This window comes from Ruminiclostridium cellobioparum subsp. termitidis CT1112 (genome assembly GCF_000350485.1).
GTDB lineage: Bacteria > Bacillota > Clostridia > Acetivibrionales > DSM-1351 > Ruminiclostridium > Ruminiclostridium termitidis.
Window position 1 is genome coordinate 12201 of sequence record NZ_AORV01000059.1, and the last position, 26203, is coordinate 38403.

General features: G+C 41.5%; 22 protein-coding genes. 6 read left to right on the forward strand and 16 right to left on the reverse strand.

Annotation, left to right across the window (positions count from 1 at the left end; genetic code table 11):
* Positions 1–46 precede the first annotated feature (46 nt).
* The gene (locus CTER_RS20565; protein WP_004628993.1) at positions 47–1183 is read right to left on the reverse strand and encodes an aldo/keto reductase; all 1137 of its coding nucleotides are present in this window, start codon (positions 1181–1183) and stop codon (positions 47–49) included.
* Between the two features lie 212 nt (positions 1184–1395).
* Entirely contained in the window at positions 1396–2439 is a 1044-nt protein-coding gene (locus tag CTER_RS20570) for a LacI family DNA-binding transcriptional regulator (RefSeq protein WP_004628992.1), read from the reverse strand.
* Positions 2440–2676: 237 nt separating this feature from the next.
* Between CTER_RS20570 and CTER_RS20575 the strand changes: the two genes are divergently transcribed.
* From CTER_RS20575 to CTER_RS20590, 4 genes are all read left to right on the forward strand, one after another.
* Entirely contained in the window at positions 2677–3687 is a 1011-nt protein-coding gene (locus CTER_RS20575; protein WP_004628984.1) for a glycoside hydrolase family 130 protein, read from the forward strand.
* Positions 3688–3806: 119 nt separating this feature from the next.
* Entirely contained in the window at positions 3807–5015 is a 1209-nt protein-coding gene (locus CTER_RS20580) for an AGE family epimerase/isomerase (RefSeq protein ID WP_004628975.1), read from the forward strand.
* A 37-nt stretch (positions 5016–5052) separates the two neighbouring features.
* Positions 5053–6243, forward strand: a complete 1191-nt coding sequence (locus CTER_RS20585; protein WP_004628966.1) for a glycoside hydrolase family 130 protein — start codon at positions 5053–5055, stop codon at positions 6241–6243.
* A 12-nt stretch (positions 6244–6255) separates the two neighbouring features.
* Positions 6256–7212, forward strand: coding sequence for an acetylxylan esterase (locus tag CTER_RS20590; protein WP_004628991.1), 957 nt, complete (start codon positions 6256–6258; stop codon positions 7210–7212).
* A gap of 80 nt (positions 7213–7292) precedes the next feature.
* Here CTER_RS20590 and CTER_RS27190 read toward each other — a convergent pair whose 3' ends face one another.
* The 12 genes from CTER_RS27190 to CTER_RS20650 form a co-directional block, all read right to left on the reverse strand.
* A complete protein-coding gene (locus CTER_RS27190; RefSeq protein WP_083909051.1) occupies positions 7293–8390 on the reverse strand; it encodes a helix-turn-helix transcriptional regulator in 1098 nt (365 codons plus the stop codon).
* The gene (locus CTER_RS20600; RefSeq protein ID WP_004628947.1) at positions 8326–8910 is read right to left on the reverse strand and encodes a response regulator; all 585 of its coding nucleotides are present in this window, start codon (positions 8908–8910) and stop codon (positions 8326–8328) included. The genes CTER_RS27190 and CTER_RS20600 overlap by 65 nt, the downstream gene beginning before the upstream one ends.
* A gap of 28 nt (positions 8911–8938) precedes the next feature.
* The gene (locus tag CTER_RS20605) at positions 8939–10891 is read right to left on the reverse strand and encodes a sensor histidine kinase (protein ID WP_004628946.1); all 1953 of its coding nucleotides are present in this window, start codon (positions 10889–10891) and stop codon (positions 8939–8941) included.
* An 88-nt stretch (positions 10892–10979) separates the two neighbouring features.
* Positions 10980–11852: a carbohydrate ABC transporter permease gene (locus tag CTER_RS20610; RefSeq protein WP_004628974.1), complete on the reverse strand. Its 873-nt coding sequence runs from the start codon at positions 11850–11852 to the stop codon at positions 10980–10982.
* A 19-nt stretch (positions 11853–11871) separates the two neighbouring features.
* On the reverse strand, positions 11872–12738 hold the full coding sequence (locus CTER_RS20615) for a carbohydrate ABC transporter permease (protein ID WP_004628960.1): 867 nt from the start codon (positions 12736–12738) through the stop codon (positions 11872–11874).
* 99 nt (positions 12739–12837) lie between these two features.
* Positions 12838–14154, reverse strand: a complete 1317-nt coding sequence (locus CTER_RS20620) for an ABC transporter substrate-binding protein (protein WP_004628949.1) — start codon at positions 14152–14154, stop codon at positions 12838–12840.
* Between the two features lie 167 nt (positions 14155–14321).
* Positions 14322–15410 (reverse strand): hypothetical protein, encoded by a 1089-nt coding sequence (locus CTER_RS20625; RefSeq protein ID WP_004628983.1) that lies wholly within the window; start codon positions 15408–15410, stop codon positions 14322–14324.
* A 236-nt stretch (positions 15411–15646) separates the two neighbouring features.
* A complete protein-coding gene (locus CTER_RS20630) occupies positions 15647–16630 on the reverse strand; it encodes a glycoside hydrolase family 43 protein (protein WP_004628985.1) in 984 nt (327 codons plus the stop codon).
* 69 nt (positions 16631–16699) lie between these two features.
* Entirely contained in the window at positions 16700–17986 is a 1287-nt protein-coding gene (locus CTER_RS20635) for an arabinan endo-1,5-alpha-L-arabinosidase (protein ID WP_200859487.1), read from the reverse strand.
* A gap of 215 nt (positions 17987–18201) precedes the next feature.
* Complete coding sequence (locus CTER_RS20640; protein WP_004628962.1) at positions 18202–19062, reverse strand: carbohydrate ABC transporter permease; 861 nt, start codon at positions 19060–19062, stop codon at positions 18202–18204.
* A 1-nt stretch (position 19063) separates the two neighbouring features.
* Positions 19064–19960: a carbohydrate ABC transporter permease gene (locus CTER_RS20645; RefSeq protein WP_004628967.1), complete on the reverse strand. Its 897-nt coding sequence runs from the start codon at positions 19958–19960 to the stop codon at positions 19064–19066.
* 165 nt (positions 19961–20125) lie between these two features.
* Positions 20126–21493: an ABC transporter substrate-binding protein gene (locus CTER_RS20650; protein ID WP_004628948.1), complete on the reverse strand. Its 1368-nt coding sequence runs from the start codon at positions 21491–21493 to the stop codon at positions 20126–20128.
* Between the two features lie 850 nt (positions 21494–22343).
* Between CTER_RS20650 and CTER_RS20655 the strand changes: the two genes are divergently transcribed.
* Together CTER_RS20655 and CTER_RS20660 are read left to right on the forward strand one after the other, a co-directional pair.
* Positions 22344–23267: an ArsR/SmtB family transcription factor gene (locus CTER_RS20655; protein ID WP_004628956.1), complete on the forward strand. Its 924-nt coding sequence runs from the start codon at positions 22344–22346 to the stop codon at positions 23265–23267.
* 79 nt (positions 23268–23346) lie between these two features.
* A complete protein-coding gene (locus tag CTER_RS20660; protein ID WP_004628972.1) occupies positions 23347–23763 on the forward strand; it encodes a Fur family transcriptional regulator in 417 nt (138 codons plus the stop codon).
* On the opposite strand, the gene CTER_RS20665 is transcribed toward CTER_RS20660, so the two are convergent.
* Together CTER_RS20665 and CTER_RS20670 are read right to left on the reverse strand one after the other, a co-directional pair.
* The gene (locus tag CTER_RS20665; RefSeq protein WP_004628969.1) at positions 23764–24321 is read right to left on the reverse strand and encodes a GNAT family N-acetyltransferase; all 558 of its coding nucleotides are present in this window, start codon (positions 24319–24321) and stop codon (positions 23764–23766) included.
* A gap of 305 nt (positions 24322–24626) precedes the next feature.
* Positions 24627–26153 carry a hypothetical protein gene (locus CTER_RS20670; protein ID WP_004628961.1) on the reverse strand — a complete coding sequence of 509 codons (1527 nt, stop codon included), beginning with the start codon at positions 26151–26153 and terminating at the stop codon, positions 24627–24629.
* Positions 26154–26203: the final 50 nt, after the last annotated feature.

Here is a 26203-nt window from a genome sequence, read left to right on the forward strand (position 1 = left end):
TGATTCGTTGTAAATTATCCCATTCAATGAGCCGTCAGAGAGTTTCTTAAAATGAAAGCAGTATCTTTTCAACACGTGCAAGCTCCTCCCGGATTTTAAGATGCTGAGGACATTTTTTTTCACAGACCCCGCAGTCTATGCAGTCGGATATTGCTTTTCCTCCATCTTTCCTGTAGCCCGCAAATTGGTTTTTTGCTGTTTCCGTTAAGCCATAAACATTATGGTTGTTATAGAAATTAAATATGTCAGGAATTTTGATTTCAGAGGGACAGGGCTGACAGTACTTACAACCCGTACAGTACAATTCACTGAATTTTTTGAGCTGCTCCATGGCTTTCCCAAGCTGCTCCCATTCCATTTCGGAGAGCACGGCCGGATCATTTCCGATTTTAACATTTTTCTGAACCATGTCCAGAGTCTCCATTCCGGATAATGCACAGCTTAGATTGGGATTTCCCAGTACAAATTTAAAAGCAAGCTCATATGTGGCAATTGCAGGTTTTCCTGTCAGCTTTGTATACAAGTCGGTAGGTGCTGAAAGTCTTCCGCCGCCCACAGGCCCCATTGCAACAGTACCCAGACCTTTTGACGCTGCATATGCCAGCATTTCTTCATTGCTGCGGTCAAGCAGATTGTACTGTACAAGCATTGTTTCCATTGAAATGCCACGCTTGATCGAACCGTCAATTATGTATTTTATGCTCTGGGGTTCATCGTGGAAAGAGAAGGAGATGTGGCGGATCAAGCCTTCCTCTTTGGCTTTTTGCGCTTCAAGCAGCAAATCATGCTGCATGATAATGTCATCAAAAGAGCCTTTGTTAATACCCCAGAAATGATAGAAATCAACATAATCGGTATCCATTCTCTTTAAGCTTGCCTCAAGGGTTTTCCGGTAATCCGAAGGCCCTTTTACCACTTCCAGGGGTATTTTTGTGGAGAGCATGACCTTGCTGCGAAATTTTTTTACTGCCTTACCCAGCGCTTCTTCGCTGTTTTTATTGCAGTAATAAGGCGCGGTATCAAAATAATTTACACCGTTTTCAAACGCATAGCCTATCATCTCAGATGCTTTATCCTGATCAATAAACCATTTTTCGTTTTCCTGGTATTCAGGCAGACGCATGCAGCCAAATCCCAGTGAGGATACTTTTTCACCTGTTTTTCCAAAATCATTATAATTCATGACAAACCTCTCCCTTTTCTATAAAATATTACCTTATTATACCACTGAACCATTGATTTGTTTTTGAACTTTTAACAATTGCTTTAATCAGTATAGGTGCCGATGACCGGCCCAGGTACGACAAAAGTTGTACTCAAGCTGTTGACCGGATACTAAAGGCCGCGTAATCCAACTATATTTTCTATAGTCCAAAACCGGATTAAACGTATATTTTACAAGTTCGCACCGTCGGGGGTGTATTTATCCAGCTTCCTTACAGAGTTCCTGTCAATTATGTTTGCGGATAACAGTATCTTTTCCGTAGGTTCTTCAATGCCACTCATTTTTTGCAGCAGTTTACATACGGCCCTCCTGCCCATCATTTCCTTCTGTACCCTCATGGTTGAAAGCTCCGGAGTTACACTCCGTGATGTCTCTATGTCGTCGAAACCCATAACGGACACTTCCTCAGGTACTGCTATTCCCATGTTTGATAAAACCTTCAGGATTACAAGAGCTTCGGCATCATTACAGCAGAAAAACGCTGTAGGAATCCCCTCTCCGGATTTCATTCCCTCAATCACCAATGCTATTTCTTCATTGTCCACATTTTCAAGCTTGCGGTCAATTACCGAGTACCCGGGGTTATAATGGAGCCCGTATTCTCTCAATGCCTTTAAGTATCCCTGATACCTGTCATAAAAGCTGACAGAGGCATAAATATTCCCTAAAAAACCGATCTTTGTATGTCCGCAGTTTATCAGGTGTTCAACGGCAAGGTAACCTCCGCATTGATTATCCGTCAGTACGCAGTCCATAACCAGATCATCAAAATAATTATCCACCATAACAACGGACAGATCATAGGTTATTATGGCATTGATGGTCTTGCGGGAGATCCTGCCAAGAGTTATTATACCTGAAACCATACCGTCTTTGACACAGTTTGGTATTTCAAATATTTCATCTTTTTCGTCATAGTAATGTATGATGGTATTAATATTGTTCTTCTTGGCTTCATCCTCAATTCCCAGCTGTATGAAACTGAAAAATCCTATTGAATCCCGGGTGCTTTTAGCAATGACAAGACAGAGATTTCGTGTTGTCTGCTGCCGTACATTGCTTTTATATTTGTAGCCCATGCTTTCCGCAGCTGCCTCTATGGTTTTTCTTGTTGTTTCACTTATTCCGGGCATGCCGCGGAGTGCAAGTGAAACTGTATTTTTAGAAATACCCAGTTTTAATGCAATGGAATCCATTGTTACTTTTTTTGGCATACTTCCTCCAGACTCAAGATTGGTGTAAATATTTAATGATTCCTTTGTTAATCATGTATTGAATTATAGCATAAATAATATCTTATTCAAAGCATATTGTAATATTACAAATAACTTTATTTTTACTTTACATTTTAAATATTTTTAAGTATTATAATATTACATGTATTAATATTTCATGTTACACATTTCAAATATCAACGAATTTATAATATTATTTTTTTAAGGAGGGCTGTAATGAAGATTATTGGCAAAGCTTTAAAAAATATCCCCTGGGAGGAAAAACCCGAAGGTTTCGGAGGAGTTGTCTGGAGACATTCGGGAAATCCCATCATCGATTGGAATCCTACTTCAAGCACGGCAAGAGTATATAACAGTTCGGTTGTTCCCTGGGGCAGCGGCTTTGCAGGGATCTTCAGAGCAGATCACAAAGACGGTAAAGCCCGTATCCATGTGGGGTTCAGTGACGATGCCCTCAGCTGGAAAATTGAAGATGAACCCATACAATGGCAGGACAGTGACGGTAAACCCTATCAGCCCAACTATTCTTATGATCCACGGCTTGTGGAAGTAGAAGGTACATATTACATCATCTGGTGCACTGATTTCGGCGGAGCCGCCCTTGGTCTGGGAATGACCAGGGACTTCAGGGAATTCATACGCCTCGAAAACCCTTTTATCCCCTTTAACAGGAATGGTGTTTTGTTTCCGAGAAAGATAAACGGAAAGTACCTGCTTCTCAGCAGGCCCAGCGACAGCGGGCATACACCCTTCGGAGATATTTTTCTCAGTGAGAGCTCGGATATGATCCATTGGGGACGGCACAGACGGGTAATGCAAAAGGGAGGCTCGGGCTGGTGGCAAAGTGTCAAAATAGGAGCCGGAGCTGTCCCCATAGAAACTACCGAAGGCTGGCTGCTGCTATACCACGGCGTGTCCGGCACCTGCAACGGTTTTGTTTACAGCTTCGGAGCGGCAATTCTCGATACAGACAATCCCTCCAGGGTTTTATACCGCACCAGGGATTACCTGCTGACTCCCGAAAGACCTTATGAAACCGCGGGTTTTGTCCCCAATGTCGTATTCCCCTGCGCAGCCCTGACGGATGCCGACACCGGGAGAATCGCCATATATTACGGTGCTGCCGACACCTATTCAGCCCTGGCATATGCCAAAGCAGATGAATTGCTCGGCTTTATAAAAGCAAATTCCGAGCTTGCGGCAGGGGATTCTGAGGAATATAGATAGTAAACATGGCCAATTAACCTCCTTTATTGGCCTTATAGCGGTAGAGGAGCGAACAAATTTCATTACATTTTGCGGCCGCTATGCGGCTCAAAGCCATAATATGGCTCATGGAGGTCAATATGGAGAAACATGATATTAAGAATCTCGCAAGCGGATTTGAGCATGAGCTCAAGAATAATATTCTGGAGTTCTGGATCAATCATTCAGTTGACGATCAAAACGGCGGCTTTTACGGTTATATATCCAATGGCCTGTCCCCCGATACAAAGCACGACAAAGCCTCCGTCCTCAACTTCAGGATACTCTGGACTTTCTCTGCTGCTTACAGATATTATAGGGATAAAAAGTATCTGGTCATGGCAAAAAGAGCTTACGATTATATAATCAAACACTTTGTGGACGATAAATATTCAGGTGTGTATTGGATGCTGGATTACAGGGGGAACCCCATTGATACAAAAAAGCAGACCTACTCCATTGCCTTTGCAATATACGGTCTGTCGGAATTCTACAGGGCTGCCGGCATAAAAGAAAGTCTGGATCATGCTGTCCGGCTGTACCATTCAATAGAAAACAATATTTATGATGCCGGCCAAAAAGGTTACATGGAGGCCCGTGCAAGAGACTGGTCGCCTACACCCCACATGAGTTTAAGCGGTAAGGATATGAATGCTGAAAAATCCATGAACACTCATTTGCATGTGCTGGAGGCCTACACAAATCTCTACAGGGTGTGGAAGGACAAAAGCCTGGAAAGAAGTCTCCGGGAGTTGATAAATGTCACCATTGACCACATCATCGATCCTCTCACCTTTCAATTCCGGCTTTTCTTTGACAGGAACTGGACCTCCCTTTCCAAAGCTGTTTCCTACGGACATGATATCGAGGGCAGCTGGCTGTTGTATGAGGCCGCAGAAGTGCTTGGAAATGAGGCCTTGCTCTCAAGAGTGCGGTTGATATCCGTTTTAATGGCCAGAAAGGTATTTTCCGACGGCATGGACAGAATCAACGGAGGACTTTTTTATGAGCTGGAAAACAGTTCACTGGAAGATTTTAAGGAGTGGTGGCCACAGGCAGAAGCCGTAGTGGGGTTCACCAATGCCTATCAGCTCACAGGAGAAAACTGCTACCTGGATGCAGCCTGCAGCATGTGGGAATTCATTGATAAGCATATTATCGACAGGGTAAACGGTGAATGGTTCTGGGGAACCACAGCCGACGGTTCCCGGATCATCGGAGATCAGAAAGCCGGGCCCTGGAAATGTCCCTACCACAACAGCCGGATGTGTTTTGAAATGATAGAAAGACTGGGTAAGTATATCCCTTAAAGTAAACAAAATATTTTATGGTCATGGAGAGAAAATTATGGTATTTGATGAGAGGCTCCGTTATCTGGTGCAGGAGCATAACAGCCTGACAGACAGGAAAAATTCAAAATTAAAAGGCGGAAACGGTATTTTTGACAGATACCGGTATCCCGTAATCACCAATGAGCATACCCCTCTGTTCTGGAGATATGATTTAAACCACAACACCAATCCGTATCTCATGGAACGAATTGGTGTCAACTGTGCCTTCAATCCGGGAGCCATTGAATTAAACGGAAAGATTTATCTGGTGGTCCGGGTGGAAGGCACCGACAGGAAATCCTTCTTTGCCGTGGCCGAAAGTGATAACGGAATAGACAACTTCAAGTTTTGGAACTACCCTGTTGTAATGCCTGAAACTGAAAATCCAGACGCAAATGTATATGATATGAGACTTGTAAAACATGAGGACGGCTGGATATACGGACTTTTCTGCACAGAAAGAAAGGACCCGGCCGCACCCTCCGGTGATACTTCAAGTGCCGTTGCAGCATGCGGCATAGCAAGAACAAGGGATTTGAGAGACTGGGAGCGCCTGCCCGACCTTAAGACCTCCTCCCCGCAGCAGCGCAATGTTGTGCTTCATCCGGAGTTCATCAAGGGCAGGTATGCTCTCTATACCCGGCCGCAGGACGGTTTCATCGACACCGGAAAAGGCGGCGGTATTGGGTTCGGCTATACCGCCAGTATGGAGAATGCATGCATTGATGAAGAAATTCTTATGGAATGCAAGGAATACCACACCATAAAAGAGGTCAAAAACGGACAGGGTCCTGCTCCCATAAAAACACCGAAGGGCTGGCTCCACATTGCCCACGGGGTACGAGACACCGCCGCAGGCTTGCGTTACGTGGTTTACGCCTTCCTGTCGGACCTTGAGCATCCGGAGCAGGTCACAAAACGCCCGGGCGGTTTCCTCATAGCCCCCGAAGGTGAAGAACGTATTGGTGACGTGTCTAATGTTGTATTCTGTAATGGGGCTATAGCAAGGGCTAACGGAGATATTCTCATTTACTATGCCTCTTCTGACACAAGGTGCCATGTTGCAGCCACCACAGTGGACAAAATGCTGGATTATGTAATGAACACCCCCGAGGATCCTCTGAGAAGCTATGCCTGTGTACAACAGCGAATAGAGCTGATTTCCAGGAATCTTGAATTGCTCAGCAGTAAGAAAATTATATTGTAACCGGAGGAGCTTATGAATCCAAGCCATGGAGATATGCCCCTGGAGGAGCTGGAAAAGTATACCGGCAGCACTCCCTGCCCCGCCGACTTTGATATTTTCTGGGACAAAGCACTGGAAGAAATGAGTGCTGCAGCTCCGGAGGTGGAACTCATACCCTCTGATTTTGTCAAAGTGCCCTTTGCCGAGTGCTTTGATCTTTACTTTACAGGTGTCGGCGGCGCACGTATTCACGCAAAATATCTGAGGCCAAAGGCCTCCCCGAAGCCCTGTCCGGCAGTCCTAAAATTTCACGGCTATGCATGGCATTCGGGTGATTGGCACGATAAACTTAACTATGTGGCCATGGGCTTTTGCGTTGCGGCTCTCGACTGCCGGGGACAGGGCGGTACGTCGGAGGACACCGGATGTATAAAGGGCCCTACCCTGCGCGGGCACATTATCAGAGGTATTAACGACTCTCCTGAGAAAATGTTGTTCAGGCAGATATACCTGGATACGGCTCAACTTGCAAATATAGTAATGAGCTTCCCGGAGGTGGATGAAAGCTATGTGTGTACAACAGGAGAGTCCCAGGGAGGAGCGTTGGCACTGGTATGTGCCGCACTTGAACCCAGGATTGCCAAAGCAGCTCCTGTTCATCCCTATCTAAGCGATTTCAAGAGATATTGGTATCTGGATGCACAGGATGAAATAAAAGAGTACTTCCGGTTCTTCGATCCCATGCACCTGAGAGAAAAAGAAATATTCAATAAACTTGGTTATATAGACATACAGAATCTTGTAAAAAGAATAAAGGCAGAGGTTTTATTCTCTACCGGCCTTCTGGATCAGGTATGTCCCCCTTCAACACAATTTGCAGCCTACAATAAAATCTCAGCTGCAAAACAAATGCTGCTGTTCCATGATTATGCACATGAATATTACCCTCAACTGAATGATTATATATTTAAATTTATTTGTAATATTTAGTTAAGAAACTCTGAAAGAACAAGGCCCGGCTGCAATCCTGCACTTTGCAGGTAAACTGATAACTCCCGGTACAGCAGTATCTATAAAACAATATTTCTGTACTGGGAAGGCGTTATTCCCACCACCTTCTTGAATACCTTGCTAAAATAGTTGGGATCGGCATACCCCACCAACATGCCGACTTCATAGGTTTTTACTGCTACATCCTTTAACAGAGTCTTAGCCCTATCTATCCTGACCCTTGTCAAATAATCAATAAAATTCTCTCCTGTACAGGTTTTAAACATTTCACTGAAGTAGTTTCCGTTAACATAAACCAATCCGGTAATTTTTGCAAGAGTTATATCTTCACTGTAATGCTTTGCAACATAATCCTTCACTACTTCAACTATTTTTTTATCTTTCCTGCTCCTCAGGTACAAAATTTGTTTTGTAAGCTCTGTATATACATTAACAGACAGTTTTTCAATTTCGTCGGCCGTATCCAGCATTTCCAGCTGCTGAACATAGCTGTACCCACTGGTATCAAGCAACTCTACAGCCCGTTTGAAATCGTCGAATTTAAATTTCATTTTTAGAAATATATCCTTAAACATCTGATTGACATCCTGTGGAACAAAATTCTTCTGCCTGATTTTATGAAAGGCATCGCTGAAAACTTTCCGGATTCCAGTGGCATCAGGCTGCTCAATTACCCTTTCAATGCTGTTTTCCAGCTCAATTTTAACCGCCTCTCCTTCAGCATCCCAGTTCTGAAAAGGCCTGACGGAATTTTGTTCAATAACAGTGTTTATATTTATATTATAGTAATATCTATGTTCCATAGCCTTACACACACTGCAATATAAGGAGTTTAAATCAAAAATACCTCCCGGAACACTTGAAACAGCTATTGTAAAGCTTATTTGGGCATGCCTGTCAAGATTGAAGCGGATGGAACCTGTTATTTCATTAATGAGCTGCCGGTCACAGGTATTGATAAATACAGCCAGGCCAAATTCCAATTGACAGGAAAAAAATCCGGCCTTCGCCTCAACAATCTCCTCTGAGATATTTCTGATTATGTAATATTTGATTTTCCCCTCTTCTTCCCCATATTTTGAAGAAAAAAGTTTAATAATTGTCAATTGAAATAAATAAAAGAGTGAACCTATCCTCAGGGGTGAAATTAATACCATAGTAATTCAGTTTTCTTGCAATGTCTTCACTGCTCTCATACGGTTGACCGGCAGTGAGAACACCGTGGAGAAACCTGTCCTTAAGAATGGGGAAACTCTCATTCAGTTTAATGTTGTGGTCTATAAACTCATCTTTCTTTTTTTTATCCATACGTATGGATTCCTGTATTTCTTTTAACAGAGCATAAAGCTTATCGTCTTCAACAGGCTTGAGCAAATAGTCCACCGCACCGTTTTTCATGGTATGCCTTACATATGTAAAGTCTTCAAATCCGCTTATTACAACCTTTTTCAATTCGGGATATTTCTCAGATAAAACCTGCACCAACTCTTTGCCATCCATATTGGGCATACGTATATCTGTAATTACAACGTCAGGTTCAACCTCTTCTATAAGCTTAAGGGCTTGCAGCCCGTCACCCGCTTCTCCTGCTACAACAAAGTCTTTAACCTTGCTTATGGATTTGGAAAGTCCCTTTCTCAGAATGATCTCATCATCAACTATCAATATTTTAAGCATCTGCAGACCCCTTCCGCCTTTTGATATTTTATAATTGGTTTACACTGTTCATGCGCTTTTCACATGGAAGCATTATTGAGACAGTTGTTCCTTTTCCGGGCCAGCCTGAAATTTTCAAACCGAACCCGGCTCCATAATATAGTTTAATGCGCTCATTTATATTCCTCAGACCTATGCTCTTCGAATCGTCTCCTCCCGGCGAAAATCCGTTTATTCTGTCATTTATGAGCTCCGCCTGTTCTTCCGTCATTCCTATTCCGCTATCTGCTATTTCAAAATATATTCTTTCATTTTCCTTATAGCCGCGGATACGGATCATCCCTTGGCCGGCAGTGACCTCCAGTCCGTGGTAAAAAGCGTTTTCCACTATTGGCTGGAATACCAGCTTTATTATGCTTATTTCATAAAATTCCTCCGGGATTTCCAATACCAGTTTAAATCTGTTGCCAAATCTGAAATTCTGGAGTTCGAAATACTGGTTCACATGATCTATTTCATCCCCCACTGTAACCACCTTGTTGCTGATATTGATGCTGTATCTTAGCATTTTCCCTAAAAGACAGGTCATTTTGGCTGTGTCGTTGTCATCATTTATCTCTGCAAGCCTTCTGATGGATTCCAGGGTGTTGTATATAAAATGGGGATTTATTTGTGCCTGTAATGCGCTTAGTTCTGTCTCTCTTTTTCTGATTTGGGTGACATGTACCGTATTTACAAGTGTGTCGATCTTTTTTATCATCCTGTTAAAGCTTTTTCCCAACAAACCCACTTCATCCCGTGTCCTCACCTTAAATCTGACCGATAGATCCCCATGCTCAACCAGCCGCATGGTGTGCACCAATTTCCTTAACGGGTTTGTAATCCCTTTTGTAACATATATGGTAATAATCAATGCCAGTGACGCAATGACACCAACCATTACCAGAAACTCACCTGTGAGGGCGGCAACGCTCTTAAATATTTCTTCATTGGGAATGACCCTTATAAGGCTCCACCCAATTGACTTTGATTTAACTGATAAAATGGTATATTCCTTATTTGCCCTGTTGATACTGCTGATATTATTCTGTAAGTTAAAGCCTTCCAATTCAGGTATATCGAAATTTGCGTCATTGATATCCATTGAAATATTGCTTTGATTATTGTCGTATATTATATTCCCGCTGTTATTTATTATAAGAGTCCGTTCACCCTTCAATACCTTTGACTCCGAAATGATGCTGCTTATATATCTGATGTCGGTGCTGATGCACATTGAGCCGATATTTTCGCTTCCGTATATATCATTTATGGCCCTTGACACCGGAAAGATATAAATGGGAGTTCCCCTTGCTTCAACATACTGATCAAATCTTTGAGTGTCTCCCACAACCGACTGCCCTTTATTTTTCAAGCTATTTTTATACCAGGCCTCAGTAATAGGGTTATATGAATTTTTATTATCCGGGATCAGGCTGTTATTTATCATCCGGTATACATAATCTCCGTTAGGGCTTACTATAAATACCGAATATATGTTTTTATTTAAAGCCATAATCCTTGTCATAAGTGTTGCCAGGATTTCCTCGTCCTTCTGGCTGAAGCCTGTTGAATCAGGTAATGCAAAATCAGCTCTGGGACTGTTGGGAGAAGTGTTAAATCCCAGTCTGCTGTCATTTGATTTATCTGGTTTATTTATTTTATTACGAAGCACATCCAGAGTATTGTAGTCGTACAACGGAAGAATTGTTATATTTCTGAGCTGATTTATATATGCCTCAATGGACCACATTGACTGTTCATTTACCTTCTGTATAAGATTCAGGGCTTCATCCTCTTTTCTTCCTATGTAATTGGAGAAAAAGTAATAGGAGAACAGAGTCAGAGGAAGTATCAGCAAAATAATATATATTGTAAGAAACTTTTTTTGAAGCGTAAAATCTCTAAATCTTATAATTTTATAAAATCTAGAGATTCTCTTTTTGTATCTGGATTTTAACATAATGAACCTCATCATGTAATTCTGTTTATTTCGAACAGACTAAAAAATATTTATTAATAGTGTATTATACTATTAAAACAAATTCAAATCATTCTTTGACAGATCCGGTGGTTATACCCTGGAAAATGTACTTTTGCATAAACAGGAAAATTGCAATGGTTGGTATCATAACAAGCAGTATAGCTGCAGACATCAGATTTTGTACATTTATCCTGTCTCCCTGAAATGCCATCAATGCCGTTGTTGCTGTTTTAAGCTCCAATTTTGACATATACAGGTATTGGGTATACATATCATTATATATTGTAACGGATTTTAGTATTATTATGGTAGCAGTTGCAGGTGCCAGCAGCGGCAAAATGATGCTTCTGAAAATTTTAAAGTAGGATGCTCCTTCTATCATGGCGCTTTCATCCAGTGATACCGAAATCTTCTCCATAAACTGAAGATATATCCATAATTGAACAATATCCGTACTTAAGTATATCAGAATAGGTGCATATATGGTTCCGGTAAGCTCCAGCCCTTTCATTACCGCATATATTGAGACTTGAAGCGCCACACTTGGAACAATATAAGCTACCGTATATACCAGTTTAATATATTTTTTCAGTTTAAAATCAAACCTATCCATACAATAAGCCACCATTGAGCCTATAACTACCGTTCCAACGGCTCCCACAGCCACAAGGATCAGACTGTTTTTAAAAGCAGTAAGAAAATCACCCTCTATAAATGCTTTTATATAATTATTAAAATTAAAAAAACTTTTCGGTAGAGAAAAAACAGAAGTGTCAACATATTCCTCATCTGTCTTAAAGGAAGTAAACACCAGAATGGAAAGGGGATATAGTACCAGAAAGGACCAGAATAATAAAATTAAATGTCTTAACAGATCGGCAATTACATAGCGCAGTTCCTTTTTAGCTGCTCCCGGTATTTTATTTACAGCAATATTCATTTTAACCTCCTTTTGGATGCTAATCACCTTTAAAAATCAATTTTTTCTGTATGGCTGTCAGGATCAGTACCAGCACCAGCAGCACCACTGCCATTGCAGCAGCAAAACCATATCTGTTAAACTGTGTAAATGCATTTATGGTATACAGAACAAAAGTATTGCTAGCATTCACCGGTCCCCCCTTTGTTATAATGAATGGTTCTACAAAGGCTTGAAGCCCTCCGCTCAAGGTGAGGAAAAGATTCAATTCAACAATTGTTTTTATGCCGGGAAGCGTAATGTATATAAAATTCTGCCAGGTACCGGCACCATCAATCATAGCCGATTCATAAACTTCAGGGTTGATTGATTGAAAAGCTGCAATATAAAGGATCATTGTATATCCTGTATATCTCCATAGAGATATTCCGGCAAGGGAGAAATTAACAATTTTCAGATTACTCAAAAACCCCACTGGCTCAACTCCCAGGGACGTTAATACGGCATTTATGGGCCCTCTTTCAAAATCAAACAGAAAGGTAAACATAAAGGCTATCGCAGCACTGTTTATTATGAACGGAAGAAATATTGAAGCTTTATAGAAATTCCTTCCTCTAATTTTTACTGTCAGCAATACGGCGAATAAAAGTGCAATTATATTTTGCAAAACACCGTTTAAAATATAAATAACATTATTTCTCAAAGCAACCCAGACATCAGGAGTTTGAAATACTTCAACATAATTATCAATACCTGTAAAATTGTAATCCGGCATTATCCCGTCCCAATCGGTAAAGCTCATATAGAACAGTCTGAAGAATGGAAACAGGAAGAACAATCCCATCAGCAACAGAGGTATTAAAAGGAATGAAATCAATAACAGCTTTTTTTGTGTCTTGTACGACATATAGTGCACCCACCATCCCTTTTGGAAGTTTATCTTAAATATAAATCACTATAACAGCTATAGTGATTCATATTTAAGCAGTAATAATTTCAGGAGTCCCTATTTACCCATTGCTTTTTTCCACTTAGTGTTAAGCTGATCAAAGGCCTTTTGAATATCTCCCGATACCAGCACTTCCTGAGCAAGCTTGTTGTAATCCACCTGCGCTTTGTTCATAATATCGGTGTAGGCCTTTGTATCCGATACTACATCCAGCTTCCGGGGACTATAGGATTCAAATTCCTTTGCAAAGGGAATATCCACAGCTACCGATTTTCTGGCAGTTAATAGTCCAAGGCTCTTACCCACACTTGCATAATTTGTGTCCATCATAAACTTAAAGAAGGCTTCGGTTGCAGCTTTATTTTTAGTGTTCTGAGCCATACCCAGAGCAACATCAGGTCCTGCACTTACTTTTTTCGGTGTTTTTTCATTGTCATAGGGCAGCGGGAAGAAACCCACGTCATCAATTGTCAAAGGATCCAAGGCCTGGGGAATGAACCAGGGTCCCAGTATGAACATACCCACCTTGCCGTCACGGAAATCTTTTTTGATCGGCTCCCAGTCCGAGGAAAGCGGATCTTTTTCCAGAATGCCTGCCTCCTTGAAGGCCTTTAATAACCCGAACGCTTTTCCCATGGGACTGTCCACAGTAAACGGTGCTTCATTTTCAGCAAGTGTGTTTCTGTAGTTCCCATCACCTGCAATTGTATTTGCTATATCAAGCCAGTAATACTGCAAAGGCCAGCCAGCCTTGGCCGCAGTTGCAAGACCTGTTCTGCCCGATGCCGTTATTTTCTTTCCTGCCGAAATCATTTCATCAAGAGTCTGAGGAACAGTAATACCTAACTCGGAAAATATCTTTTTATTATAAACAACCCCGGTTGCACTTGCGCCCTGTGGAAGCGCATAAATCTTCCGGTCTGAACCACTGAATACTTCCGAATATAAAAAGTCTTTTGCAAACTCGTAATCATCCAGCGGAATATTGTATTTTGTTAATTGATCTTTTGTATAATAGCCATTATGTACCGTCCATACGTCAGGCAGATCATTTGACGACATCTTGACCTTTATGGCCGCTTGATAATCCTTTATGGTTTCAATATTTACCTTTATATTGGGAAACTCCTTGTTAAAATCTGCAACAAACTGCGGAAGCAAAGTATTCTGCAAATCTGTTCTGTTTGAGCTGAAAGTAATTTCGCCAGCTGCATCTTCAGGATTTGTTTTTTCATCTGATGATCCGCCGGCTGCCGCGGTTACTGCAGCCTCCTGTGTTGTTGAGATGGAAGCATTGTTGTCCTTTCCGCATCCGACCGATATTGTTCCTGCAATTGCAGCAATCAAGAACAAAGAGGTAATTTTCTTAAGCATTTTAAAATCCTCCTTTAATTTTCTTTATATAAACATCCCGTACTACAAATATAGTTTAGCAATAACTAAATTCTATTAGAATGGAATAAACTTTTCTTTATAGTAAAATATTCAGACATTAAAAAAACCGGATATGGAATTTCTTCATTCCACATCCGGCTTATTACTTAAAACAGTTTCAAAAGTTCAATCAACTCTATCTCCTCTGCCAGCAGCTGTCTTATGCGATCCCCAATATTTCTGTCCAGCGGCTTTTTAGTGCGGAGCATTTTATTAAGTATTGTCTCTATAAGCTCCCACTGTTCCTTGGTCTCAATGATTTTGCCTTTTAAAAGCTGTGGGTCACCTGAATATCCCATATCCCCGTTCATAATATTTATGTATTCCAGCAAAATTGTTCTGGCCCCATGGATCATCCATATATCAAAGCAAATTCTGTCCAGCATGGGCCAGCCTTCCGTTTTATAATAAGCCTCCAGACTGCAGCCTTCGTCACATAATTCAGCGAACCTCTCCATGGCCTCTTTCCCGTAATATCTTGTATACAGTCCGTCCTGTACTTCCGGCGCCAAAAAATTACCGGCAATTGCATGAAAAAGACCTGCAACTTCTGTTTTGAATGCGTTTCCCGTCAGATTGCCAACATCCGCCTCCACTGTACAGCACCTCATGTAATGGCTGCAGGCTTTCTCTATTTCACGTTTGGATATGACTCCTATCTGAGCATTAGACTCATAGGGTATATAATTTTCCATGGTTACTGTATATGGAAGCTTCTCAACATAGTAAAAATTCTCGGTATCGTGGCATAGTATGATGTTGTTGTGGTCATCAACTCCGGGACGAAAGTCTTTCATGTCAAAATCAGGATTATATTTACTGTAGAAGCTTAATATCTCAAATACCGTATCAAGAATTACCATATGCCCCTGGTCCAAAAGACTTTCAATAAATCCCACCGCACCGCTGTCGCCTTCTCTGACATATGTATTTACCCTGACGTATTTTGTCCACAATGAAACCAGATTTCTGCTCAGATTATACAAGCGGAAGACACCTGTTGTACTGTTCCTCCAGAAAGTAGGATTTACATCCCTTATAAACAGGGCTGCAATGAGTTTTTTATCCAATTTGAATTGATTCAGCAGGATGTTGTAAACAGAGGCCTCAAAACAGTTCAGCTGTAATGAAAACATGTCCGGTGTCCCGTCTTTTTCCTTAAAAAAACTCAAATCCTTTAAATCGGATTTCTTCATATGCATCTCCATTCCAGTTAAAAATAATTTTTATGCCTGTATGATTATAAAATCTGTAAATCTTAGCATAATTTCATAAATATGTATACTATAGTACTATTTTACACTATTTTTTTACATTTTTACAGATTTTTTTGAAATTCCATAGTGTAAGGTTTTAAGCTATCAATAAAAATAGGGAATGTCCATTTTAAAATGACATTTCCCTATTTTCAAATACAATCAATAGTTTTAATTTATTGTTCTCCCGGTCTCCCGAAATCAGGCGTACCGTCTTCATTCCATCTTAATTCCCTGGTGAACGTGTGTCTGTTGGGGTCATACAAAGGCTCTTCCACTTCTCTGTAAGTACGGGCGTGGTAAACAAGGATATCTTTTTTGCCGTCTTCGGATACTGTAAAACTGTTGTGCCCCGGACCATACTGCGACGCCTCCTCGTTTGTTTTGAATACGGGTTCTGCCGCCTTTGTCCAGGACAGAGACTCCAACAGCTCGGAGTTTTCATCGGCGCTGAGCAAGCCAATACAGTAGTTGGAATCTGTTGCGCTTGCGGAATAGCTGACAAATATCCTGCCGTTTCTCTTTATAACAGCAGGCCCTTCGTTTACATGGAAGCCAATCCGTTCCCACCTGTAAGAGGGATTTGAAATCATTACCGCCTTTGAAGCTATAGTCCAGGGGTTGCTCATCCCGGCAATATACAGATTTGATAGGTTTTTGCGTTTTTCTGCCCAGATCAGATATCTTTTTCCCCTATGCTCGAAAGTAGTGGAATCCAGAGAAAAGTCGGTAAATGCAGTTGGATCTGTTTCACTTTGAATCCTTCCTTTTTCCTCCCACATATGGGTCATCGGATCGGAGCCTGTGCACTCCAGCACATATGGCCTGATTTTCCATGCATCCTCAGCTTCCCCGGCAGCAAAGTATATATACCATTTCCCATCGATATTGTGTATTTCAGGAGCCCATATATGCTCGCTCATAATACCTTTTTTATGTTTTCTCCATACAACGGCGGGTTGGCTTTCGGCCAGACCGCTTATAGTTTTTGATTTTATGACCTCAATCCGGTCATATTCCGGCACAGATGCCGTAAAGTAATAAAATCCGTCTGTGTGCTTATAAATCCAGGGATCTGCTCTCTGCTCCAAAACCGGTTTTATTAAAATTTTTTCTGCCATTACATTTTCACCCTTGTCATCGTAATTTTTGTAAATCAATTGATCCCCGCAGTGCTGTTTATTAATGTTACGGTTATAGCAATTGTCCGCTTTCAGTGGTCATGTCTTTCAGTCTTTTTTACCCCAAACGCAGATTCCCGAATTGTCTATTCCTGTATACACTAAAGTGGTTCTCCAATTTTCCCAGTCCCACGAAGGCATTACCTTCGAAGTTTGCTCAATATATTCGGCTCCCGGCTTCCTGTCCGGGTCATACAGCTTCATACAAATAGTATTATCAGCTCTGAATTCCCAGGTGCTCTTGCCTGTTCCGTCATCAATTTTTCCGTTTGACTTCAGAGTGATTTTTTTTGAGGAAAGCTGCAGGTTATTGTCCTTATCAAGTACAATGACCTCCCAGTCCCCAACCAGAAGTTTTTTACTCAGCTTCTGTTCTTTTTCACCGGCATACCTTTCAGGTGATATCAGAGGCCAGCCGTCATCCGACCAGAGTATTTTTCTTATGTGCAGATAGGGCCAGTTGGTATCCCGGTCTCCTCTGGCATGATGCACAATAAAGTAGTCATTGCCTTCCTTCAATACCGAGTTGTGTCCCGGCATTACCCAGCCGTCCTTTCGGCCGAATTTGTATCCGCCCATTATTTTGGTGCCCACATCATTCGGGGGCAGTCCGGTATCGGTCATAACATTCCCATTAAAATCAACATAGGGTCCTGTTATTTTATCAGCCCTGCCCACCCTGACATTGTAGTCCTTTGACAGAGAATCATATGATACGAACAGATAATACTTTTTATATTCGGGATTGTAGACAATATACGGGCCCTCAATTGCAGAGGCCACACTATTGCTTCTGGTTGCAATCAAAGAAAGCTTGCACCCCTCTTTGAGTTTTCCCGTGGTTGTATCCATTTCGACTATGAAAATTCCGCCAAAAAAGGAGCCGAAGGACATGTACAGGTTTCCCTCCGCATCATAGACAGGATTGGGATCGATGGCATTCCAGATGGAGGAGCTTGTTGACTTAATCACTTCGCCTTTGTATTCCCATGGGCCCTCCATGGATTTGCCGGTGGCCAGTCCTATAAAGGATTGATTTGTACCGAATCTTGAGGCTGCATAGTACAGGTAAAAGGTGTCGCCTGTCTTTATTGCATCCGGTGCCCACAGCGTCCTGGCTCTGGTCCACTTGCGGGCATCTTCGGGCACTTTTGAAAAAACTCTGCCCACCCATTCCCAGCTGATAAGATCCTTTGATTTTCTTATAGGTATTCCGCCTTTAGGAGTTCCCCCGACCTTTACATCCGTTGAGATTGTGTAATACCACTCACCGTCTTTAATAATGGATGGATCATGAAAATTCAGGCTGCCCCATTTTGTTTCATCACTTGTCACAGAGTGGTCATACAGAGTCTCTTTTGGAGGTTCCTCCGGATACGCTGCAGATAAATTATCTTCATTATCACCGCAGGCAGTTAAATTAAAAATAAATAATCCTGCCAGGATAACTGCAATAAATCTTTTTATATGAAAGCCCCCTTAACCAACAGTTTCTGAACGCCCGGCTCAGCATTTTCAATACGTTGCTCCAGCCTGTGCCGGACTGAAATTCAGCCTTTTACCGCACCTGCCGTCATACCGTCAATGAAATATTTCTGGAAGGCCACAAACAGTATAAATATAGGGATTATTGAAAAGAAAGATCCTACAATCAACAGGTCGTAATTATTGCCATACGGTGTCAGCAGGGTTTTCAAGCCTATCGGAAGGGTAAACTTGTTCTGATCCCCCAACACCATGAACGGCCACAGGAGATTGTTCCAGCTGTTCATACCGTTCAATATGGCCATAGCTGCAAAGGAAGGCTTCAAAACCGGCAGGATCAGCCTGAAGAATATCAGATATTCGTTGGCTCCGTCTACTCTGCCTGATTGGATAAGCTCCTTCGGTATGCTTCTCAGGTATTGTCTGAAGAAGAATATGGTTCCTGCATTTGCAATACCCGGCACTATGATGGCACTGTAACTGTTCATCATGTGAAGATCATTGATCAATGAATACAGCGGAAGCAGCAATATTTCAAAGGGCACCATCATTATCAGCAGTACGCAGACAAACAGCAGATTGCGTCCTTTGAAGTCATAGGCTGCAAAACCATAGGCTACAAAAGCACTGATGAACAGGGTGAGTGTCACCTGCCCGATGGTAAGAAACATACTGTTCTTAAACCACATAAAATAATCATGTTTCCCCGTAAAAAGAAATTCAAAATTCTTAAAGCTCATAACATCCAGGTCTAATCTTAAATTCAAGCCATAGCGTATCAAATCGGCACCCGGTTTAAAGGAAGAAAGCGCCACTGCATAAAAGGGAAGCATAATAACTATGAATAGAACCGAAAAGAATAAAAGCAGGAGTACTTTTGCAATTATATTTTGCCTTGTCCCGCCTGTATTGTGCAGGTTGTTCACATTAATCCTCCTCCTTTTTGAATGTTCCTGAAAGTTTGAGCTGAGTCAGATTAATAGTCATAGCAACTACTAAAAGGACTATTCCAACCGTAGCTGCATATCCCAGCTTGTTTTTTTCTATACCCTGTCTATATAAATATCCGACTATGGTCAAACCAATATTTTTCGGAGAGTTGTTTCCATTGAACATCATCAGGCTTTCGGTAAACATCGCCAGACCGGCGTAGATACTGATTGTCAGAACATAGATGGTTGTGGGTTTCAGCAATGGCATTGTAATGGCCCTGAACTTCTGCCAGGCCGAAGCACCATCTATCGATGCCGCTTCATAATATTCACTGTCAATACTTTTTAAACCGGACAGGTAATACAACATGTTAACCCCCGTCCATCTCCAGCAGGCGAGAGTCAATAAGGCGGCCATGCTTAGATTCTGATCCTTCAGGTATTTGAAAGGACCAATCCCAAAAAGAGATAAAATTGAATTCATCAGTGAGCTTTCCATTTCACCAAAGATCAAACGGAAAATGGTACCTGCCACAGCAACTGAAGTTAAAGCCGGTAGGAAAAAGGATGATTTGAAAAATTCTCTTCCCCACATAAGCTTACTGTTTATAAGACATGCAAATAACATGGGGAACGGTATTAATAGAATCAGAGTTCCAACCATATAAACAACACTGTTTGTTATTGATTTAAGAAATACTTTATCTGTAAGCAGTTTAGTATAATTTGCCGTTCCGATCCACTTGGGATCCTGACCCAGCATTCTCTCCTGAAAGCTCATAACAAATGAGTTAGCAAGAGGAAACAGCCAAAATATCAAGAATATGATTACGAACGGTAAAACAAAAATGTATGGTGCAACCTTCTGAGAATACACAAACTTCTTTATCATATTCAAATTCCCCCTTTCGTGATAAAGTAACCGCCATATGCCGGAATTACATAATCAGTGCGAGTATAAATCTCCCACTGATTATGAGGCCTCCGGCCATGAAACATATGGCAGTTCTAAATCATATTATGCGATATATGAGACATGTGTCTTGATGCTCTGCTATTACTTCAATTCCTGGGTAATTTGCTCCTGTGCTTCATTTAAAGCTTCCTTGACATCCTGCCCATCTTCAAAGATAGCATTTAGTGTGACCGTACAAAGGATATTATTAATAGTCGGAGAAGCTTTTACTGATTTAATGGCTTTGATTTCATTTTTGATTTCATTCAATGTATCAAATGCATTGGTCTTGAAGTATTGAACGTACTCGTTGTCAGGGTTGTGAGTTACGGCTTTGTCGTTCCACACTTCCATGTTGACCGGGTCGAAGCCCAAAGTGTTCCAAATTTCAGTAGTAGCTTCTTTTGAAAGTTTGGCGAATGCAACGAATTCCTTAGCAAGCTGAACGTTCTTGGAAGTCTTGGTAACAACGGTACCTGTTCCGCCCAAACCTACCGAACGGGGGTCGCCTTCCTTAAATACCGGTAGCGGAGCTATGGCATATTTACCTTTAAGATCCTTCATTTCATTTATAAATCTTGACATGAACCATTCCGGCATTAATGCACTTGCATAGTTGCCTTTGTTGTATTCACCCTTTGCTTCTTCAGTATCCGGCTGTCCGCCCGGAATAGTGTGGATAACATTGTTCTTCTGTAAATCCACCAGCATTTCCATGGCTTTGATCATTTCAGGGGAATTGACCTTTGGCTGTCCATTGTCATCTGTAAAGTCGGAATTCTGCTGGGCCAGGAGTAATGAAGCCTGCCATGTGGCTGATGTATCAGCTGTTCCCATATATTTTCCGGTCTTTTCATAAACCTGTATTCCTGCTTTTTTATAATCATCCCAGGTCTTGATCGTTTTGTAATCAACACCTGCCTTATCCAATATTTCAGTGTTATAGTACGCAAGAGTGGCACCTACGTGATAGTCGAATCCATAAACCTTGTCGCCTTTGCTGTAAATTTCAACACGGGCGGGAACGGTTGTGCTCTTGTAGGGTTCAAATACATCATTCAGCGCTTCCAAAGGAACGTTGTCACCTTCAAGGAAGTTAGGGAATTTTCCAAGCTCAATATCAGCTATATCCGGAGCCCCCTGACCTGTCTGTACGGCTATCAGAAGCTTGTTATGCATATCGTCATAAGGCATAACGGTAACGTTCAGCTTGATCTGTTTATCAGGATTTTTCTCATTCCACAAACCTAACATTTTATCCAGATGTTTACCATGTAAATCAACAAATGTCCAAAAGTTCATTTCTGTTGCATTTGCACCTGCATTTGAGCCTAATTGCTGGGTTTGCACCGCTGCCGAGCTGGAAGCCGCAGCTGTTGAATCTGCCGGGCCGGAAGAGCTGCCGCAGCCTGTCAGAGCAAATACCGCCATCATGCATACCGCAAGTGTCAAACAAAGAATTCTTTTCATAAAAAATATCCTCCTCTAAATTATTTTTTATATTTAACCTGAACTTTAATCATGAGAAAGGCCATAATCTGCTTGTGTTAATATCATTATGTACACGCACAGTCAAATAATAGCTTTTCTCATTTTGGTTCATAATTAAACTGCATTTTAATTCAGTCCAATATTTGCTTTTACTGATGATTTTTTTCACACCGGAAGAATTTCACTGGAAAGCGTTGATTAACATGTAGATTTCAAATTAATTAATTTATTCTCTGATGTATTTTCTCCTTAAATCAATAATTTAAAATAATTTGAATCGGTTTAGTTTTTATTAAAACAATAACAGTTTTATATTAAAATTATTCATTTAGAACAATTCAGAATATGAAATTACGTATTTTATAAAAAGTTTCACAATTTTTGTTCAATATTTTATGTGTTTATTATCTCTTTTTTACAAAAGCCTGTCAATATAAAAATTTAAATTTTTATATAATATTTTAAACTAACATAAAACATTCGCCCAATATTGCATATTTAGGTAATTATTTGCGCTTTATTTTACATTTTTCTAATATAGTTCTGAATTTTTGGTAATAGTTTATAAAACACTAAATCATTACCTATCTATTTATAAGCTTATGTTATATAATAAATATTGAGGCATGAATTGAAAGACAAAATAAATTATTACTGATATTCTATGGAATGTTTTAGCATTTTATAAACTAATTTAATGAATTCAAACCAATATTCAACATATTTTTAGATAGCATTATTGAACTGTTTACCTTTTACTTATTTATGTTAGAATATTATTAGCTATATTTGAGAATATTTAATTTTTAAATATTACAAGGAGACTAAAATGATTCACATTACTAAACTTAAAGACAGCCTTCCTATATTCAAAGCATTGAGCTCCGATATAAGGATTGAGATTATTGATCTCCTGGCTGAACATAAACAGCTGAATATGAATGATATCGCTGAAAAGTTAAATCTTACAAACGGTGCGGTTACTATGCATATTAAAAAGTTACAGGAATGTGGTCTGATAAAAATCTCTACTTTGACAGCAAAACACGGTATCCAAAAAATATGTGCACTGCATGAGGATAAATTTGTTATAGACATAGCTCAGCAGGAGGTTGCCAATTCCTATGAACTTGAAATCGGAGTGGGTCATTACTCCTCTTACGAGATATTTCCGACCTGCGGCCTGGCTACTCAATATAAACTAATCGGTGAAGTTGACAACCCCAGCTATTTTGCCGACCCCGAGAGAATAAACAGCGATATTTTGTGGTTTACAAAAGGATATGTGGAATACAGGATACCTAATTATCTGAAACCCGGACAGGATTTCTCTGAAATCCAGATATCCATGGAAATCAGTTCCGAAGCACCCGGGAACTGCAGCAACTGGCCTTCGGACGTCAACTTCTGCATAAACAACGTACATTTAGGCAGCTGGACCAGCCCTGGCGATTATGCCGACACCAAAGGTATACTCACACCCTCCTGGTGGTTTTCCGTCTGGAATCAGTATGGGCTTTTGAAGCTTTTGACAGTAAATAAATTCGGAACCTTTATAGACGGCCTTCAGATCTCCCCCATTACGCTGGAAGATCTGAATCTGACTTATAAAAGCGATTTGTTTTTTAGAATGTCGGTCCCTGAAGAAGCCGCCCATGTGGGAGGACTCACAATTTTCGGCAAAAATTTCGGCAACTATAATCAGGGTATAAACGTGAGGGTTATTTATGAACAGGTACCCGTTCAGGGATAACCTCAAATTGATTGATATATAAAAATTGGAGTGGTATATATTTATTTACCGCCATCTAATCGATTGAAGGGGAATTCCAATGAAGGAAAACATTTTGAAGGCAACGGATCTAAAAACCACAAAAAGCCGTCTGGCAATATTGAAAGTATTGGAAAAATCCTCGGTGCCAATGACAGCCGAGGATATATATTCTATTGTTGTAACAGATGTTCATCTGAGTCTTTCCACAGCCTACCGCACTCTGGGAACACTTTCGGATAAGGGAATACTGCTTAAAAATTTAAGCCAGGACGGCAAGACCTATTACCAGATAAATAATCACCAGCACAAGCATCAGCTTGTCTGTACCTTGTGCAGTAAAACCGTACCCATTGATGAATGTCCGCTGACCAATATGGAAGAGTATCTGATACGTAAAACCGGCTTTGCAATAACGGGGCACAGCCTTGAATTTCTCGGAATATGCCCGAAGTGCACTGAAAATATGAAAGAATAGCTACCTTTTTTTTGACTGCCATTCCTCACGGAGTATCCCATAATACTTTTCATCATCCCAGTCTCCGCGTTTATATCTTACTTTTCTCAGCTGGCCTTCCAGGGTCATTCCTAATTTCTTCATAATATTTTCCGATTTGAAATTATTGGCGTTACAGCGGGCACAGACCTTATGAAGTTTCAGGCATTCGAAGCCGAAATCCGTCATTGCACCCGCCACTTCAGTGGCATAGCCCTTTCCCCAGAACTTCGGCATCAGAAAGTACCCTATTTCGCCGCAGCCTCCCCCATCATTCCGGCTGTGTATCTGTATATCTGCAAAACCGATAAAACTGTTATCTTCTTTTGAGAAGGCTGCAAAAGCGTAGGAGTTATTTCTGTTGGGCATATCATCCACACTCAGGAAGTCTTCAAAAAACGGAAGTATTTCTTGCTCACTGTTAAATTCATCTATCCATGCATATCTCATAATATCCTTGTTTGAAAAAACAGAATAAAAAATATCAAAATCCTCTTTCTCAAATAGTCTGTAATTTACACGTGTTGTTGTCAGGTCCATGGGGCCGCCTCCGGAATATAATTCTTATGATGAAAACAGATCATCCTGCTATATTATATATTATAAGCCCCAAAAATAGAATACAAATGATTTTTCTCCGGAAACTCAACCGGCGCCGATGTCTGGATTTTGAGTTACAGACTGCTAGTGGTCTGTGACATCTAAAACTTATATTGTCCGGTGAGGAAAATTTTCTCGGGACCAGGCGGAGGAGGGCGGAATAATCGATTTATTCCAACTGACGACAACGCAGTCCCGGGGAAATTTAACCGCCGGCAATATATGAATTTAGATGTTACAGACCACTAGGGATACATGAACAAAATCCTGGCCTCCACAGGTGACTGCATATTTAAACTGTCCTTCATTCCATTCATCGAAACTGCATATGCAATTATATTGCGTGCCAGTCCCTTTATCTGTACTTCATATGCAGCAGGTACCGAGGCGATGGTGAAGAAAACCGAGCTTCTGGCCGGTACTGCAGAACTATTCCTGTAGTAACCGGTTTTGGGAGTAACGGTCATATTGTACATGATAATATCAATTACTCCTGTTGCTTCGTTGTTATTGTTAAGTACCCACACCTGGACAGTGCCGGCATCAGCGCCGGCTACAACCGATCCTGTTGTGACTGCTCCTGCCGCTGTTTCGACTATATCAGCTACCGTCCCGGATGTTGCGGCTGTCCCGGCTATGCCGGCTACTGTTCCAGATATGGCAGCTGATGTTGCGGCCGCTCCGGCGGCGGTTTGAGCTGCTCCGGCTGCCGTCCCGGCTATGCCGGCTACTGTTCCGGATATGGCGGCTGAGGTCGCGGCCACTCCGTTGACTGTTTCTGCCGCACTTGCTATAGTTCCTGATACGGCAGCGGCTGTGGCTGCTTCTCCCGCAACTATGTCGGCTAAACTTGCCTGTGTACTCGATATTGCAGCGGCTGCTCCCGCCTCTTCTGCCAGTATGTCTGCTGCCGCTCCTGCGGTGGCTGCTCCCGCTACTGCCAGGTCTGCGGTTTCTGCCGCTATGTCTCCTGCCACTCCCACAGTTGCTGCCCCTGCCGCGGCCAGGCCTACGGTTTCTGCTGCTATGTCCCCTGCCACTCCCACAGTTGCTGCCCCTGCCGCGGCCAGACCTGCAGTTTCTGCCGCTATGTCCCCTGCCACTCCCACAGTTTCCGCCCCTGCTGCTGCAACACCTGCCAGTCCACTGGCTGTTAATGCCGCCGATCCCGCCGTTCCGGCCGCTCCCTGTGCAACACTGGCCAGACTGCTGGCTGTTAACGCCGCTGATCCCGCTGTGCCCGCAGCCCCCGACGCAATTTTTGACAATCCGTAGGTAATATCAGTCATCGTTCCTGCTGCGTCAACTGCCTTTTTAACGGCTCCCACCGCAGTTTCTCCCAGACCTACTATGGCTCTCTCCAGGAGATCGGTAATTGACTCTATATTCTTTTTATCCCCATTTTCTTCAGAATTTCTAATTTTTTGTTCTATTGCTTTTAGGCCGTATTCCTTATTGATTAAAAGACAAATAATCCTTATAAGCAATTCCTTATCGCTGGCACAGGCAAAATTACAACAGTCGCAATCCCCATATTTGCAGCATATTGTTTCGCAGTTGTATTTACACTTGTTACATTTGCTGGATTTGTTACCTCTGGTATACTCCTCACACTCATAGCCGTTAGCCTGATTGGTAAATACATTTGCTGTCTCAACTATATCTGCGCTGCTCCCCTTATCCGGTACTTTGTCAATCGGTTCTCCCGGTTGAATATTTGCTACTTCGGGCTTCTTTTTGTACAAACTGTCAGGATTTCTTCTCCTTTTCATAATTTTTCCCCTAAGCCACCATATTATAATTATAAAATATGCCGGGTTGA

What these genes read in the sequence shown, in the direction of transcription:
- CTER_RS20575 (WP_004628984.1), top strand. Translation starts at nt 2,677, where the DNA reads ATGAAGATTATTGGCAAAGCTTTAAAAAATATCCCCTGGGAGGAAAAA.
- CTER_RS20605 (WP_004628946.1), bottom strand. Translation starts at nt 10,891, where the DNA reads ATGTTAAAATCCAGATACAAAAAGAGAATCTCTAGATTTTATAAAATT.
- CTER_RS20665 (WP_004628969.1), bottom strand. Translation starts at nt 24,321, where the DNA reads ATGGACCTGACAACAACACGTGTAAATTACAGACTATTTGAGAAAGAG.
- CTER_RS20645 (WP_004628967.1), bottom strand. Translation starts at nt 19,960, where the DNA reads ATGATAAAGAAGTTTGTGTATTCTCAGAAGGTTGCACCATACATTTTT.
- CTER_RS20625 (WP_004628983.1), bottom strand. Translation starts at nt 15,410, where the DNA reads ATGAAGAAATCCGATTTAAAGGATTTGAGTTTTTTTAAGGAAAAAGAC.
- CTER_RS20570 (WP_004628992.1), bottom strand. Translation starts at nt 2,439, where the DNA reads ATGCCAAAAAAAGTAACAATGGATTCCATTGCATTAAAACTGGGTATT.
- CTER_RS27190 (WP_083909051.1), bottom strand. Translation starts at nt 8,390, where the DNA reads ATGGTATTAATTTCACCCCTGAGGATAGGTTCACTCTTTTATTTATTT.
- CTER_RS20660 (WP_004628972.1), top strand. Translation starts at nt 23,347, where the DNA reads ATGAAGGAAAACATTTTGAAGGCAACGGATCTAAAAACCACAAAAAGC.
- CTER_RS20580 (WP_004628975.1), top strand. Translation starts at nt 3,807, where the DNA reads ATGGAGAAACATGATATTAAGAATCTCGCAAGCGGATTTGAGCATGAG.
- CTER_RS20565 (WP_004628993.1), bottom strand. Translation starts at nt 1,183, where the DNA reads ATGAATTATAATGATTTTGGAAAAACAGGTGAAAAAGTATCCTCACTG.
- CTER_RS20650 (WP_004628948.1), bottom strand. Translation starts at nt 21,493, where the DNA reads ATGAAAAGAATTCTTTGTTTGACACTTGCGGTATGCATGATGGCGGTA.
- CTER_RS20615 (WP_004628960.1), bottom strand. Translation starts at nt 12,738, where the DNA reads ATGTCGTACAAGACACAAAAAAAGCTGTTATTGATTTCATTCCTTTTA.
- CTER_RS20670 (WP_004628961.1), bottom strand. Translation starts at nt 26,153, where the DNA reads ATGAAAAGGAGAAGAAATCCTGACAGTTTGTACAAAAAGAAGCCCGAA.
- CTER_RS20655 (WP_004628956.1), top strand. Translation starts at nt 22,344, where the DNA reads ATGATTCACATTACTAAACTTAAAGACAGCCTTCCTATATTCAAAGCA.
- CTER_RS20610 (WP_004628974.1), bottom strand. Translation starts at nt 11,852, where the DNA reads ATGAATATTGCTGTAAATAAAATACCGGGAGCAGCTAAAAAGGAACTG.
- CTER_RS20620 (WP_004628949.1), bottom strand. Translation starts at nt 14,154, where the DNA reads ATGCTTAAGAAAATTACCTCTTTGTTCTTGATTGCTGCAATTGCAGGA.
- CTER_RS20600 (WP_004628947.1), bottom strand. Translation starts at nt 8,910, where the DNA reads ATGCTTAAAATATTGATAGTTGATGATGAGATCATTCTGAGAAAGGGA.
- CTER_RS20590 (WP_004628991.1), top strand. Translation starts at nt 6,256, where the DNA reads ATGAATCCAAGCCATGGAGATATGCCCCTGGAGGAGCTGGAAAAGTAT.
- CTER_RS20585 (WP_004628966.1), top strand. Translation starts at nt 5,053, where the DNA reads ATGGTATTTGATGAGAGGCTCCGTTATCTGGTGCAGGAGCATAACAGC.